Source organism: Cedecea sp. B1(4) (genome assembly GCF_059414925.1).
This window is the reverse complement of record NZ_JCAHMZ010000003.1, coordinates 34,818-49,076: the sequence shown is the minus strand read 5'-3', so window position 1 is coordinate 49,076 and position 14,259 is coordinate 34,818. Positions and strand designations below refer to the sequence as shown.

The 14,259-nt window shown below is 56.6% G+C and carries 16 protein-coding genes; 4 read left to right on the top strand and 12 right to left on the bottom strand.

The window, feature by feature from the left end:
• Nucleotides 1-189: 189 nt before the first annotated feature.
• Entirely contained in the window at nucleotides 190-1,128 is a 939-nt protein-coding gene (locus tag ACR6JA_RS07735) for a LysR family transcriptional regulator (RefSeq protein ID WP_336818284.1), read from the top strand.
• On the opposite strand, the gene mdcH is transcribed toward ACR6JA_RS07735, so the two are convergent.
• From mdcH to mdcA, 8 genes are all read right to left on the bottom strand, one after another.
• The gene (gene mdcH / locus ACR6JA_RS07730; RefSeq protein WP_494493831.1) at nucleotides 1,112-2,020 is read right to left on the bottom strand and encodes a malonate decarboxylase subunit epsilon; all 909 of its coding nucleotides are present in this window, start codon (nucleotides 2,018-2,020) and stop codon (nucleotides 1,112-1,114) included. The genes ACR6JA_RS07735 and mdcH overlap by 17 nt on opposite strands.
• Nucleotides 2,017-2,637 carry a malonate decarboxylase holo-ACP synthase gene (locus tag ACR6JA_RS07725; RefSeq protein WP_494493830.1) on the bottom strand — a complete coding sequence of 207 codons (621 nt, stop codon included), beginning with the start codon at nucleotides 2,635-2,637 and terminating at the stop codon, nucleotides 2,017-2,019. The genes mdcH and ACR6JA_RS07725 overlap by 4 nt, the downstream gene beginning before the upstream one ends.
• 3 nt (nucleotides 2,638-2,640) lie before the next feature.
• A complete protein-coding gene (locus tag ACR6JA_RS07720; RefSeq protein ID WP_166877368.1) occupies nucleotides 2,641-3,600 on the bottom strand; it encodes an AEC family transporter in 960 nt (319 codons plus the stop codon).
• Between the two features lie 127 nt (nucleotides 3,601-3,727).
• Nucleotides 3,728-4,528 (bottom strand): biotin-independent malonate decarboxylase subunit gamma, encoded by an 801-nt coding sequence (mdcE, locus tag ACR6JA_RS07715; RefSeq protein ID WP_008453709.1) that lies wholly within the window; start codon nucleotides 4,526-4,528, stop codon nucleotides 3,728-3,730.
• Nucleotides 4,525-5,358, bottom strand: coding sequence for a biotin-independent malonate decarboxylase subunit beta (locus tag ACR6JA_RS07710; protein ID WP_213714769.1), 834 nt, complete (start codon nucleotides 5,356-5,358; stop codon nucleotides 4,525-4,527). The genes mdcE and ACR6JA_RS07710 overlap by 4 nt, the downstream gene beginning before the upstream one ends.
• The gene (gene mdcC / locus ACR6JA_RS07705; protein ID WP_494493829.1) at nucleotides 5,351-5,650 is read right to left on the bottom strand and encodes a malonate decarboxylase acyl carrier protein; all 300 of its coding nucleotides are present in this window, start codon (nucleotides 5,648-5,650) and stop codon (nucleotides 5,351-5,353) included. The genes ACR6JA_RS07710 and mdcC overlap by 8 nt, the downstream gene beginning before the upstream one ends.
• Before the next feature lie 10 nt (nucleotides 5,651-5,660).
• Nucleotides 5,661-6,530 carry a triphosphoribosyl-dephospho-CoA synthase gene (locus ACR6JA_RS07700; RefSeq protein ID WP_166993218.1) on the bottom strand — a complete coding sequence of 290 codons (870 nt, stop codon included), beginning with the start codon at nucleotides 6,528-6,530 and terminating at the stop codon, nucleotides 5,661-5,663.
• Nucleotides 6,530-8,185, bottom strand: coding sequence for a malonate decarboxylase subunit alpha (mdcA, locus tag ACR6JA_RS07695; RefSeq protein WP_494493828.1), 1,656 nt, complete (start codon nucleotides 8,183-8,185; stop codon nucleotides 6,530-6,532). The genes ACR6JA_RS07700 and mdcA overlap by 1 nt, the downstream gene beginning before the upstream one ends.
• Nucleotides 8,186-8,570: 385 nt before the next feature.
• Between mdcA and ACR6JA_RS07690 the strand changes: the two genes are divergently transcribed.
• Complete coding sequence (locus tag ACR6JA_RS07690) at nucleotides 8,571-9,203, top strand: CatB-related O-acetyltransferase (protein WP_213714775.1); 633 nt, start codon at nucleotides 8,571-8,573, stop codon at nucleotides 9,201-9,203.
• 37 nt (nucleotides 9,204-9,240) lie between these two features.
• On the opposite strand, the gene cybC is transcribed toward ACR6JA_RS07690, so the two are convergent.
• A complete protein-coding gene (gene cybC, locus ACR6JA_RS07685) occupies nucleotides 9,241-9,627 on the bottom strand; it encodes a cytochrome b562 (RefSeq protein ID WP_008453720.1) in 387 nt (128 codons plus the stop codon).
• Between the two features lie 64 nt (nucleotides 9,628-9,691).
• Complete coding sequence (gene pmbA, locus ACR6JA_RS07680; RefSeq protein WP_494493961.1) at nucleotides 9,692-11,044, bottom strand: metalloprotease PmbA; 1,353 nt, start codon at nucleotides 11,042-11,044, stop codon at nucleotides 9,692-9,694.
• Between the two features lie 99 nt (nucleotides 11,045-11,143).
• On the opposite strand from pmbA, the gene yjgA reads away from it, so the two are divergent.
• Nucleotides 11,144-11,698 carry a ribosome biogenesis factor YjgA gene (gene yjgA / locus ACR6JA_RS07675; RefSeq protein WP_008453724.1) on the top strand — a complete coding sequence of 185 codons (555 nt, stop codon included), beginning with the start codon at nucleotides 11,144-11,146 and terminating at the stop codon, nucleotides 11,696-11,698.
• 57 nt (nucleotides 11,699-11,755) lie between these two features.
• On the opposite strand, the gene ACR6JA_RS07670 is transcribed toward yjgA, so the two are convergent.
• Both ACR6JA_RS07670 and ACR6JA_RS07665 read right to left on the bottom strand, forming a co-directional pair.
• On the bottom strand, nucleotides 11,756-12,385 hold the full coding sequence (locus tag ACR6JA_RS07670) for a LysE family translocator (protein ID WP_008453726.1): 630 nt from the start codon (nucleotides 12,383-12,385) through the stop codon (nucleotides 11,756-11,758).
• A 74-nt stretch (nucleotides 12,386-12,459) separates the two neighbouring features.
• The gene (locus ACR6JA_RS07665) at nucleotides 12,460-12,990 is read right to left on the bottom strand and encodes a GNAT family N-acetyltransferase (protein ID WP_213714777.1); all 531 of its coding nucleotides are present in this window, start codon (nucleotides 12,988-12,990) and stop codon (nucleotides 12,460-12,462) included.
• A 193-nt stretch (nucleotides 12,991-13,183) separates the two neighbouring features.
• On the opposite strand from ACR6JA_RS07665, the gene ACR6JA_RS07660 reads away from it, so the two are divergent.
• Nucleotides 13,184-14,212, top strand: a complete 1,029-nt coding sequence (locus tag ACR6JA_RS07660) for a threonine aldolase family protein (protein WP_494493827.1) — start codon at nucleotides 13,184-13,186, stop codon at nucleotides 14,210-14,212.
• The last annotated feature ends 47 nt before the right edge of the window (nucleotides 14,213-14,259 follow it).

Sequence of the window (14,259 nt, the reverse complement as noted above, 5' to 3'; positions counted from 1 at the left end):
CCAGCGGCGCTTTTTGTTTGAAAGTGTGATGAAAGGACCGTTTTAGTGCCATCATTGGCGTTGCTTATGATGGATACGTTCGTGGCGCAACGGTAAATCCTGCTGCTTATTGCGGCTCATCAGTGCCGTCTGGTCTCGTTTGCTATACCTTTATGGCATAATTTTTCCGACTGGGGTTATCGCCGGGTAATGAAAATCGACGCTGAAATCACTTTCCGCAAGCTTGAGATATTCATGGAGTTTATGGAGAAAGGGAACATTGCGCGCACCGCCGAAGCGCTGGGTATTAGCGGGGTTAGCGTGCACCGCGCGTTGCATACCCTGGAGGAAGGTGTGCGCTGCCCGCTGTTTATTCATAAAGGGCGCAACCTGGTACCGCTCGAATCGGCATTTACCCTGCTGGAGCACAGCAAAGAAGTGGTTGCGCTGATGGCGCGCGGCATCGATGAAACCCGCCAGACGGCAGGCGTAGGCCAGGGGCGACTGCGTATCGGCACCCTCTATTCCCTGACGCTCGAAACCGTTCCGAAACTTATCATGGGCATGAAGCTCAGGCGGCCGGAGCTGGAAATGGATCTCACCATGGGCTCAAACCAGGTGCTGCTAAATATGCTGGAAGACGGCGTACTGGACGCTATTTTGATTTCCATTTCTGAAGGTGAAGTGGATCGCTCGAGGCTGGAAGTCCTGCCCATGTTTAGAGACGATATTTTCCTGGCAGCACCGGCCAGCTTCCCGCTGGACACCTCGCACCCGGCAGATCTGCGTGAGTTCCACGCGGAGAAATTCGTTTCTCTGGCGGAAGGATTTGCCACCTATGCGGGATTTCAGGAAGCCTTTAACGTCGCCGGTTTCGAGCCGGAAATCGTTACTCGGGTAAACGACATTTTCTCAATGGTCAGCCTGGTACAGGCGGGTGTAGGGCTAACCTTGATGCCCGGAAGAATGAAGAAGGTGTATGAAAATTCAGTGCAGCTGCTGAGGCTGGCCGAGCAATATCAGATGAAACAAACCATCGCTATCGTCTTTGCCCGCAACCGTGAACATGACCCGAACCTACTGGCGCTGGCCGCCGAGGGGCGAATGTACGCCCGCACGTTCATCGATACGCCTAACGCGCCGCCCTAGTTTTTTCCACAAGGTGGACAATGGCCGCCACGCTGTTTTGTTCGCGACAAACGGTGATCCCCTCACTAAACGCCTGCCGCGTCAGACCTGAAAGCACGCTACCCGGCGGCATTTCAATCGCCAGCCGCACGTCGCGCTCGTTGGCGGCAATCATCGCCTCTCGCCACCGCACCGTGCGGGCCATATTCAGCGCCAGATCTTCCGCAATTAGCTCTGGTTGCCAAAGTACCCGGCCCGTGCTGCCGCTGAGATAAGCGCAGTTGGGGCGACTTAGCGCCACATCAGCAAATGCTTGTTTTAACTTCTGCGCAGGCGCATTCAGCAAGGCACAGTGAGAGGGCACGCTAACCGCCAGCTGCCGGGCTTTTTGAGCCCCCTGCTCAAGCGCCCTACCCGCAACCTTCGCCATAGCCTCCTCGCTACCGGCGATGACGATTTGCTGTTCAGCATTAATATTCGCGATGTAAGTGCCGCTGCCCGCCACCAGGAGTTCCACCTGTTCCAGACGCAGCCCGACGATAGCCGTTAAGCCGTAGCCTTCAGGATAAGCCTGCTCCATCAGATCGCCGCGAAGCGCCACCAGCCGCAGCGCATCTGAAAAGGGAATAACGCCGGCGACTACGGCTGCCGGAAACGCGCCGATAGACAGTCCGCTGACCATGTCTGGTTTTACGCCGCTACGCTCAAGCTCCTGCGCCCAGGCGACACCTGCGATTAGCAGACAAAGCTGTACGGCACGAGTATGCCTCAGCGCAGCAGCACTATCTAACTGGCCTGCTTCGTTCCCTAAGACCGCCCTGACCTGCGTCAGGATGGCGTCGCGCTCGGGTAGATCCTGTAGCATGCCCACACGCTGGGTTCCCTGCCCGGGAAAAGTAAAAAGTATTTTCATCCGTTTTTCTCCGGCAACCAGGGGTCGATCACAAGCAGCGGCCCCTGATTCGTTTTCAGCAACACGCGTTTTTCTCTTAGCCATTCCGCCAGCGCAAAAGCGCCGTAAGGCGTTTCGATTTGCGTATCAACCCTGCACAGCAGTCGCCCGGTCAGGCTCTGCCACTCTGTCAGCGCCTCTTTTGATATCGGCTGTAGGCTGCGAATCAGCACATCCAGATCGCTCTCGGCATGCATCACCGGCATTTCTGTTGCCAGCGCGTAACCTACGCTCCCGGTAATACCCCAGCACCATGCCCACGGGCGGCTCGCCAGCTGAATAGCGCCCTGCACCGGCGGCATGGAAACAAACGGGGAATTGAGCAGCAGTTCACGGCTGGATAACGCTTCAGGGCTAACAACGCGTTTAACGCTCGCCGTACTTACCCAGCCCGCTGCTCGCTGATCGCGTCGCATCCCCCGCACGCCTACCGGCACACGTCCGTCACGTTCGACATCACGCCGTACCACTACCGGCAGCGCAGGACGCCACTGGCTGGCTATCCACTCCTCGCGAACCCTCTCCAGTGCTTCGCGGTCGGTGAGCCAAAGGAGATCGTGGGGGCGCAATGTCGGCATAGGTTAAATTCCTGAAGTCAGCGTAATAAACAGCGGTAGCGACAGGATAGAGAGTACCGAGCTCAGCAACAACACGGCTTCCGCATCCGGCGATTGCACACCAAACCGGTTGCCAAAAACTACGCCAAAGAAGCCGGCGGCCAGGGCAATCATCAGAATGGAGGTAATGGCCACCGGGCCAGTCAGGCCGAGCGCCAGCACGATGCCCCAGGCGATAAACGGCTGGATAAGCAGTTTGGTAACGGTCGCGGTGATAACCATAGTGTTGATCTGCAGCTTACGCGCAGACAGGATCACGCCGGTCAGGAACAATGCGGCTGCGGTAGCGGCCAGGCCCAGCGGTTTAATAGAAGCCAGCAGCAAGTCAGGCATCCGGACACCGACAGCCGACAGTACAACCCCCAGCAACGGTCCCCACACGATAGGTTTTTTCACCGAACGCCACATCAGTACAGGCAACATTGTCAGCGTTGAGCCAGTGTTTTCCCCTGCCGCACGTGCTTTTTCACGTTCAAGAATCAGCAGGCAGAACGGCGTCATCAGGACGGAGCCGCAGGCAATCGACACCGCGACGGAAAGCGAAGTCGAGGAGCCTTCCCCGAGCACGCTGCCTAAAATCGGCAGGCCAAGCGCGGCATAGTTAGGCAGCGCCACGGTAAGCGTCAACACGGCGGCATCCTGCGGCGACTTTTTAAATACGCTGGTCGCCAGGAAGTAAATCGCCGCATAGGTAATCCACATCGAAAGCACCAGTACCACGATTAGCGGTGACTGCTGAACAATGCCAAGCCACGGCGTTTGTACTGTCGCGCTAAACAGCGCGGCGGGTAGAGCAAAGTCCATGACAAAAATATTAAGCAGCGAGACATTTTTGTTATCGACCATTTTCGCTTTGCCGGCGAAAAATCCCAGCAGCATGATGACAAAAATAGGGGCCAGAGCATGAACGATCACGTAAGTCATAACTTCACCTTGAGTCAATAAAGAGAGTTAGCACGGTCGCGATATTTATTATTTTTTTCGGACGTCTTTTTATTCAGACACGGCGCGCCGTGTCTGGTTATAGCATCCGGCAGGTCTGTCTTTTTTCTTACCAGCTGGCGCGCATGCGTTCACGAACCAGCGCCGAACTGTGGCGATTTTTCGCCAACAGACGACATTTCAGCGAAGTATCGCTCCGAGCCTCTTTCACTGCCGTACTCAGGGCAGCCTGTACTTTTGTCACATCGTCACTCTTCGGCTCATCCGGATTATGGATATCCAGCAGCATCGAGAGCAGACCCAGGGTTTCGTAATTGCTGATGTCATAGGCCATTGGAGGAATGGTCGCGGCCAGTTTTTCCAGCGCCTCGACGGTGCGTAAGGTGATCCGCGCGGCGGACTCTTTCCCCATCGCGTGAATCATTACTCCCTGGTCGTTAAAAGCGATCAGTCGGTTAGCCTGGTAGCCGTGAGCGAGAAATGCCCCGGACATCGCCTTGCCGACAATCAGGCCCACAACAGGGTGCCCGGCCAGACGAGCGTTGGCGTAAGCGCCTGCGGCACCTGCCAGCGCCTGGTGAATACCGAATGCCTCTTCGCGGCGACCATAGGCCTGACTAGGGACATCAATAACGGCGATGATGGCTCGCTTTTCAGCTTTGTCGGCATCTTCAGCGATGGTTTCGCTGACCACTTTTGCCAGCGTCCAGCCTTCTAACAGCCCGACTTCGCCGCCAGCAGCCCGGGGGTAATGGTTATTGGCATCGGGCACCACAGCGATAAAGCGTGCAGGTTTTCCGTCAACGTTACCGTCGGCGACCTGCACGGAGGCGCACAGCCCCGCCATACGTGGTGCATCCGGGACCAGAGTGTCCAGCCAAACAGCGGCACGATTCAGTTTCTGGCTCATGAGCGTTTCTCCCCAAAAAGCTGTTTGATTTGTTCGGCATCAGCCTGTTGACTGGTGTCGAAATGGGTCAGGCGATCCAGATACCACGCGTAGTTATCGGTGCGATGCAGTGCCGGAACGCCTTTGGCGATGGCTTTGTTGACCGCCTGCTTGACTGCGTGAACGCCGTCCCCAACCAGCGCGTCCACCAGCCTGCTCTGGTAGCGAACTTCGCCACCGGTCATGCTCCAGATAAACGGCCGATCCCGGGAATCGTATTCCTCAATGCCCGCTTCTTGCTCGATAACCTGAGGACCATTGAGGCCCAGGCGCGCTTCGCGAGTTACAATCAGATAGCTGCAAAGTGCAGCGGCAATCGACATCCCCCCAAAGCAACCCACGGTTCCAGCGACAACGCCAATCACCGGGGTATAGCGACGCAGATCGACAATCGCCGCGTGAATATCGGCAATCGCCGCCAGGCCGAGGTTAGCCTCCTGCAGGCGCACGCCGCCGGTTTCCAGGCAAAGCACCGCCTGTGTCGGAATACCGTTGCGGTTGTCTTCCGCCGCCAGCTCAAGCGCGGCAGCCATTTTCGCCCCGGAGACTTCACCCATACTGCCGCCCTGGAATGCGCCTTCAATGGCAATCACCACCGCCGGACCACCGTTGATCGTACCTTTGGCCACGACCATACCGTCGTCGGACTGAGGCACAATGCCCTGAGGCCCCAGCCATGGCGAAATAATGCCCTCAAAAGGATCGAGCAGTTCGCGGTAGCTGCCTTCATCAAGCAGCAGACGGGCACGCTCGCGTGCTCTTAATTCAATAAAACTGCTGTCGTCACGCATGAGCCACCTCCTCAAAAACCTGTTCAATGCGGATACGCGCTACGCCCGGCGTCGCGCCAAAATCATGAATGTGCATTTGCCCGGCAGGCAGTTGACTCAGCGCGGCCAGGCGCTCGAAAAGCGCTTTCCAGCGTTTTTCGCTGTTATCGACGGAGGTGGTAATGTCGATGGTCAGAACCAGCCCCTGTGCGGCAGTAAACAGGACTTCCATATCGCCGGAGCCCACCACGCCAGCCAGAGCTTTGCCTGTGGCCGTGCGGGTTGCCGGAAATGACAACGTAATGTGTTCCATAACGCCCTCGTTAATTAAGTGAGTGAAGCGGAGTGGCATCGTTATCGATGCGGTCCAGCAGGAGCGTGGCGGCGAGCAAATCAGCCGCGCCGCCCGGAGAGGCATTCAGCGCCAGCATATTGCGGTCGAGCAAATCCAGCGCATCACGGCCTTCTTTGCGCGAAATCCCCCCGTTCATCAGCACGCTGCGGGCACCGTTCTGCATTGTTTCCAGGCCAGGTAAACCGGCACGAGAAAGCACACAGGTATCTGAAAGTGAAGTCATAATCGCCATCAAAGCGTCAATCCTGGCCTCGCCTTCCGTTGCCCCGGACTGGCGGCTACGGCGAAGCTGGGGCAGCGCAAGGCGCATCACGTGAGGGAAACCCTGCTGGGCCTCTTCTCGTGCCCCCGGCACGCGATAGCGTCTTGTGGCTCTCAACCCTTTGCTGAAGCTTTTTGGCGCGGCTTCATCAGGAAGTGCGGCAAGTCGCGCTGCCGTAGCGGCGATCTCCACGCTGCTGCCATTCATACCGTGCATAGCGGCGGCGGAAATCAGCAGGCCGAGCGCCCAGATGGCTCCCCGGTGGGTATTCACTCCCCCGGTCGCCGCCATCATCTGTTGCTCACCTTCGCGACCCAGGCGCCCTATCAGCTGGCGCAGCGCGATGTCTGCCGGACGTTCCCAGCTTTGTAATGCCAGAGCATGAAATGTCGGGGTCAGGCTGAGGGCCGATCGCTCCATCAGCGCCAGGCTGAGGTCGTGATGGGCGCCATTCCCCCGGCTGTCCACCAGACCGGGTTTCGGGCTCAGGCGGGCTTCTTCGATCAGGCTTTGGGTCGCAGCCCTTGCCAGCCAGCCCGCTTCGGCCTCGACGCCTTTCTGTGGATGTAATTTCATTACCAGCTCCGGAATTTCGCTGGCGGGTTGTAAAGACCGCCGGACCATTCGACGAGGTCGGCCACGCTGCTTGCCGCCAGGAGAGAACGGGTCGCCTCGCTGCGGCGGATCCCCATATCTTCCGGGTAAGCCACTTTGCCGCTCTGGCGAAGTGCGGCGACACGTTTAGCGTCTACGCCCAGGCCGATGTCGGTGATACCGGCGACCGCCGCTACCATCGCACGGCGTTCTTCCAGACTCTCCGCACGGTAGAGATACGCAATGCCTTCCTCGGTGAGCACGTGGGTGACGTCGTCGCCGTAAATCATTACCGGGGCCAGCGGCATGCCGGAGGTTTTGGCCACCTCTACGGCATCCAGGGTTTCCACGAAGGTAGGCTTCACGCCCGCCTGGAAGGTTTCGACCATCTGCACCACCAGCTTTTTACCGCGCTGCATCGGATCGGGCTCGGTGATCATATTCAGCCAAGCCGGCGTGGCGTGGCGACGACCGTGCGGATCGTGCCCCATATTTGGCGCGCCGCCGAAGCCCGATAAGCGGCCACGCGTCACGGTTGAAGAGTTAGCCAGGCCATCAACCTGCAGGGTGGAACCAATAAACATATCCACAGCGTATTGCCCGGCCAGTTGGCACATCGCTCGGTTGGAGCGCATAGAGCCGTCGGCACCGGTAAAGAAGATATCCGGGCGGGCGCGAATGTACTCTTCCATGCCCAGCTCGCCGCCGAAGCAGTGCACGCTCTCGACCCAGCCGCTTTCAATCGCCGGGATCAGCGTCGGGTGCGGGTTCAGGGTCCAGTGTTTGCAGATTTTACCTTTCAGACCAAGCTTTTCGCCGTAAGTCGGCAGCAGCAGCTCAATGGCGGCGGTGTTAAAGCCGATCCCATGGTTCAGCGACTGAACCTGGTGTTCGGCGTAAATGCCTTTGATGGCCATCATCGCCATCAGGATGTGTTCCTGCTTGATCAGGCGCGGGTCACGGGTAAACAGCGGTTCGATAAAGAAGGGTTTGTCGGCAACCACCACGAAGTCAATCCAGGATCCGGGAATGTCCACGCGCGGCAAATCGCAGTCATCGTCCACCAGTTCATTAACCTGGGCGATAACAATCCCGTCATGGAAGGCGGCAGCTTCAACCAATGCAGGCGTATCTTCAGTGCTCGGCCCGGTGTACAGGTTTCCTTTGCGGTCGGCTTTATAACCGGCGATGAGCGCGACGTTAGGCGCAAGATCGACGTACAAGCGTGCATAAAGCTCGATGTAGGTGTGAATCGAGCCAATTTCTAACAGCCCGTCTTCAAGCAGTTGAGAAATACGCAGGCTTTGGGTGCCGGAGAAAGAGAAGTCAAGCTTGCGGGCGATACCTTTTTCAAAAATATCAAGGTGTTCACTCCGGCCGACGCTCGGCATGATCATATGCAGATCGTGTACTTTTTGCGGGCTGACTTCTGCCAGCATGCGGGAGAGAAAATCAGCCTGTTTTTGGTTATTTCCTTCCAGCACTACCCGGTCGCCCGGTGCAATCAGCTTTTCCATCACTTCGACGAGGTCCCCGGTCGGGATCACCTTGCCCTGTACGTTACTGGACGCCATACGTCGCTGCTTCTCGGTGCGACGCGTGTTCCAGACGCGGGCAGGCGTTTGGCTAGCACTCATTATTAACCTCCTGATTCAGCGCATCATTTTGATTGGCTTTAGTCTGGTTAAAAGTGTGCGCCACGCGGGGTTGGCTATCAATTAAGCTCAGGCGTTAATCATTAGCCTTAGAGTAATAATGGGTTTATCGTTTTGTGATCGAGGTAGAAGGCGAAGATGGCCAGGGTGCGCTACGCGGATGAAGGAGGAAAAAGGTGTACTCCGCTGCCCCCGATGTTAAGGTTGTCGAGTCTTAAATACAGGTTTAAACGTCATGCAGCTCGTCGCCGTACTCAACAATCCTCTGCTAAAACAGCCGCGCATCGCTTAGCGCGCTCACGCATTCCCGTCTGCAATTTGAAACGGAACCTTGTTCCGTGGGCACACTTTTGTTGTGAGAAAAAACATGTCAAAGACTGAAAAGCACTGGTCTCAGGTCGAGTACCTGCACGAAACGGTGACCAACCCCAATATTCATATCAAAGGCCAGCACAGTTATTACAGCGACTGCTGGGATGGCGGTTTTGAGCGAAGCGTGGTGCGCTACCTGCAGGGTGACGCGGTGAGCCGGGAATGGGAACCCATTGGCGAGCTTGACCAGCTGTGGATAGGTGATTACGTCTGTATCGCCGCCGAGGCGGTGATCCTGATGGGCGGCAACCACACGCACCGAGGCGACTGGTTCTCTCTTTACCCCTTTATCGAAACCATCAAAGACGCCTACCGCGCCAAAGGCGATACCACGCTCGGAGATGGAAGCTGGATAGGCATGAGGGCAATCATAATGCCCGGCTTGACCATCGGTGAAGGCGCAATTATTGCCGCTGGCAGCGTGGTGACGAAAGACGTCGCGCCTTACAGCGTCGTCGGCGGTAACCCGGCCAAACCAATCGCCCTGCGTTTCGAACAGGATGTGATTGAGCGGCTGCTGAAGCTGCACATTTACCAGCTAAGCGACGAGCATTTTCAGGCTATTCGGCCCCTGTTGAGCAATAACGATATTGCTGCGTTGGAACAGGCGGTGGGAGCACTGCGGTAAAGAAAGCGGGCGGGAATAACCCGCCCGTTGTTAAATCTTAGCGAAACTTTTTGTGGTAGGTATCGCGAGTGGTTTTGAAGTCAGCGGCAGCAGCCTGAGCTTCTGTCACTTTGCCTTCGTTGGCCAGCTTCAGCGCACCGTCAATCTGGCCCACGAGAATATCAAACCCGTGGCGGTACTCTTTCATGTTGGCGCTGTCGGCAGCTTCATTTTCCAGCTTAGGCGGGGTGCCTTTCTGCGCATCCAGAGCCGCTTCACGCATATTGCCCAGTGAGGTTTTCAGCTCGGCGGCATCTTTCGTGCTCAGCACGGTCTTATAGTTTTTCGCGATAATGTCCATGTCGTCACCGACATCTTTGGCAAACGCAGCGCCGGACAGTAACACGGATGATACGGCTAACATTGCAATCAGTTGCTTACGCATTCACTCACCTTTCCTTTATCTTTTTTATATGAGAAACGGGCGCGGCAGGACGCGCCACATTGCTTTACTGACCGGCTATCTTCATCTCCGGAAGTAAGACTGAACCACACTGAATGTTGCTACGTGTTTCTATATCGTTGCCAATAGTAACTATCTCGCGCCACATGTCCTTCAGGTTACCGGCGATGGTGATTTCGCTCACCGGATACTGGATCTCACCGTTCTCAACCCAGAAGCCTGCCGCACCGCGAGAATAGTCGCCGGTAATGCCGCTTACGCCCTGCCCCATCAGCTCAGTCACCACCAGCCCGGTGCCCATCTGTTTCAGCATTTCCTCAAAGCCCAGGCCCTGCCCAGCAATGCGCCAGTTGTGGATCCCGCCCGCGTGACCGGTGCTTTTCAGCCCCAGCTTACGTGCAGAATAGTTGGTCAGCAGCCACTGCTGCAGCACGCCGTCCTTGATGATATCGCGACGTTCGGTACGCACGCCTTCGCTGTCAAACGGCGTGGAAGCCAGACCTTTCAGCAGGTGCGGATGCTCTTCAATGGTCAGCCAGTCCGGCAGAATTTGCTTGCCGAGGGAATCCAGCAGGAAAGTTGATTTACGGTACACCGCACCGCCCGCAATCGCACCGACCAGGTGACCAAACAGCCCGGTCGCCACTTCATTAGCGAAAATCACCGGGGCTTTCATGGTGGACAGTTTACGCGGAGACAGGCGAGACAGCGTGCGGCGCGCGCAGTCGGCCCCGACCCATTCAGGTGATTGCAGGTCTTCCATCGCGCGACCGATGGTGTATGCGTAATCCCGCTCCATATCACCGTTTTCTTCGGCAATTACGCAGCTCGAAAGAGAATGGCGGGTGGAGCAGTAGCTCTGCAGCATACCGTGGCTGTTGCCGAAAACTTTGATGCCGTAATGGCTGTTAAAGCTGCCGCCTTCGGTATTGGTAATGCGTTTGTCCACGTTCAGGGATGCGTTTTCCGCTCGCGCGGCAAGCTCAATGGCGCGCTCCGGGTCAATTTCCGTTGGGTGGAAGAGATCCAGGTCGGGTGCATCAAAGGCCAGCAGTTCTTTATCCGCGACGCCAGCATAAGGGTCCGGCGAGGTATAGCGAGCGATGTCCAGCGCGGCCTGTACGGTACGGGCAATGGCGTCCGGGCTCAGATCCGTGGACGAAGCGCTGCCTTTGCGGTTTTGGTGATAAACGGTGATGCCCAGCGCACCATCGCTGTTGAATTCGACGTTCTCCACCTCACCGTAGCGGGTGCTGACGCTGATACCGGTGGTTTTACTGACCGCCACTTCCGCGCCGTCTGACTTGCCCTTTGCCAGCTCCAGCGCCTGTGAAACCGCCTGCTCCAGAACCTGACGTTGTTGTGCTACTTGCGTGTTTACTTTCATCGCTACTGCCATAATGTAAGGTGAGTCGTTCAAGTCTAACAGGATCAGAACAATTTCGCAGTGCAGGCCCATTGCTGGTAATATCCGCGTCAACTTTTTAAGGAGCCTAATATGACCAAGCAGCCCGAAGACTGGCTCGACGACGTGCCCGATGATGAAAATGAAGACGAAGATGATGAAATTATCTGGGTCAGTAAAAGTGAGATTAAGCGCGACGCCGAAGAGCTAAAACGCCTGGGCGTTGAGCTGATGGAACTGGGCAAAAATGCCCTGGAAAAAATCCCGCTCGACGATGATTTACGTGCCGCTATTGAGCTGGCGCAGCGCATCAAGAAAGAAGGCCGCCGCCGCCAGGTGCAGCTGATCGGCAAGATGATGCGTTCCCGCGACATGGATCCAATCCGTCAGGCGCTCGACAAGCTGAAGAACCGCCATAACCAGCAGGTTTCACTGTTCCACAAGCTGGAAGCCCTGCGCGACCGCCTGGTTGAAGAAGGCGATGACGCGATGAGCGAAGTTCTGAGACTTTATCCGCAGGCGGACCGCCAGCAGCTGCGCGTGTTGATCCGTAACGCGCAAAAAGAAAAAGCGGCCAATAAGCCGCCTAAGTCCTACCGTCAGATCTTCTCTTACCTTCGCGAACTCGCCGAAGAGCAAGAAAGCTAAGACGTTAGCGCTGGCCTGTTTTCTCCCCGGCCAGCGCTCAATTTCCTCTGACCTTTCTCAGGTCAAATTACTGCGTCGATACAGCGCCACGCCCACCGCCAGCACGGCGAGCATACCCGCACAGCTGCGGTTCACCCAGCGCATCACGTTGGCGGAGAATTTACGCATCGCGTGGCGGCCACCCCAGGCGTAAATCGTCATCATGATGCAGTCAATAATCGCGCTGACCAGCGCCAGAATCATGTACTGCATCGCCACCGGCTCCTGCGGGCGGATGAACTGCGGTAAAAATGCCGAAAAGAACAGCAGCCCTTTGGGGTTGGATAAGCCGACCATCAGCGATCGCAGAAACGCCGTTTTGCCCGTGGCCACTGCCGCCGAAGCGCTCACGCTTAGCGCCTTAGCCGGTGCGCGCCACAGCACGTAAGCCAGATAGACCAGGTAAAGCGCGCCGCCCCACTTCACCACTGCAAACAGCTGTTCAGAAGCCTGCAACAACGCGCCCAGGCCGCAGCCCACCGCGCCAATCAGCAGCAGGTCCGCCAGCACCGCACCGAGAAAGCCATAGCCCGCAATGCGCATTCCGTAGGTGGCTCCGTTATTGAGCGCTAAAAGCATCGACGGGCCTGGCGTCACCATGACCGCGCTAACGGCGATGACGTAAAGAAACAGCGTGGTGATATCCATCTATTAAGTCCTGGTAAAAAAATAGATTAGCGCCCGGCGGCTACTGCCTGCCGGGTACTTTAAAAACGTTTAGATTAAAGCGGGCGTTCCATCACGATGTGGCAGAGATCGTCAAAAAAGCGGCCATACTGAGCGTCACCGATGGGCTGCGGATAACTCAGCACAATCAGCTGATGATCGGGGATATCCGCATGGTAAGTCGGATGGTGATGTACATGGTCGTTTTCGCAGAAGCCGAGGCTTTGGTAAAAACGCAGCCGCTTATGAGCGATCTCAGTGGTGAGCGGATCGATTTCGAGGATAGTTTGCGGGTAGATCTGCAAAAACTGGCTCAGCATTCGCTTGCCGTAGCCCTGCGCACGCAGCTGGCCGTTCACGGCGAGGTGCTCAATATAGGCATAGTCGCCAAAATCCCACGCGCCGATCATCCCGACAAACTGCTCGCCGTCGAACCAGGCCTGCAGACTGTAATTAGGGTGAGCAAGCGCGCTGACTTTTGCGGCAGGCTGGCGTTTTTCATGCCGCGGAAAGGCGCTTTCATACAGCTCGTCCACGCATTCAAAATACGCGGAGCTGCGGTCGGTAATTCGTTTTATCGTTAGCATGAGCGCAGTTTACCAAATGTATACACTTTACGATCGCCATTTCGGCTAGCTTATTCACATTGCGCTAATGCCCTGCGTTCCCCTTTGACTTAACCTGTCCAGATAGAGGTTCTCTGCTTTGATACCAGATATCGATGCCCAACGACGCGCTCTTAAGCTTGCCTGCAAAACCGAGCTGAGAGGATTTAAAGAAATGACACCTGCGGAGCAATTCCAGGAGATGGCCGACTGGGCCAGGGAAAATGAAGTCGCCTATGACAGCTACGGCGTGGGGGATTTTATCGCGGGTTTTGAGGCCAAAATCGCTCAGCTACTGGGTAAACCAGCGGCAATATTTATTCCTACCGGAGTGATGGCGCAGTTGATAGCGGTCATTATCTGGAGCGAACGTAACCGCCTGCCTCGCTTTGGCGCGCACGCGACATCGCACCTGCTGATTCATGAACAGCAAACTTTTCAGGCCTTGGTGAAGATGCATGGCGTCGTAGTAGGTCATAAACTACGGCCTATCCTTGCCAGTGATTTTACCGCCATAGCGGAGCCTTTAAGCTGCCTTGTGGTTGAACTTCCCGCGCGTGAGATTGGCGGGCAACTCCCAGAGTGGGACGAGCTGGAAGCCCTGAAAGCCGCAGCAGCAGAAGCTGGCACGCCGCTGCATATGGACGGGGCTCGCCTCTGGGAGAGCCGGGCGTATTACCAGCGCTCCTGGGCTGAGATTGCTGAGGGTTTTTCTTCAGTCTATGTTTCCGTCTACAAGGGCCTCGGGGGTATTTCAGGTTCGTTACTCGCTGGCGATGAAGACTTTATCCGCCAGGCTCGCGTCTGGCTCAGACGATTAGGCGGTAACGTGGTGACGCAAAGTCCCGCAGTAGTTTCCACGGCAATGCGCTTAGAAAAACGGCTGGCCATCCTTGAGAGCTGCTATCAGCGCACCCTCAGCCTCGCCGCCAACCTGGAGGCCGTGCCGGGCATTCGTATCCTGCCCCGCAGACCTCAGGTCAACATGCTGCATGTTTATTTCGATGCGGATAAAGCAACATTACTCAGCGCCAGGGATGAAATAGCCAGGCAGGAGGGATACTGGCTGTTCAATGCGCTGGAAGAGGCCGAAGTACCGGGCTGGTGTAAAACGGAATGGTATGTAGGCGACAACATGCTGCCGATAGACAACGAGACCGTTTTAAACTTGTTCCACCTACTGATGGCTAAAGCGAGCCGCTAACCGTTCGCCAGCAGATAAAAAAATGGCCCCGCATAGGGGCCATTTTT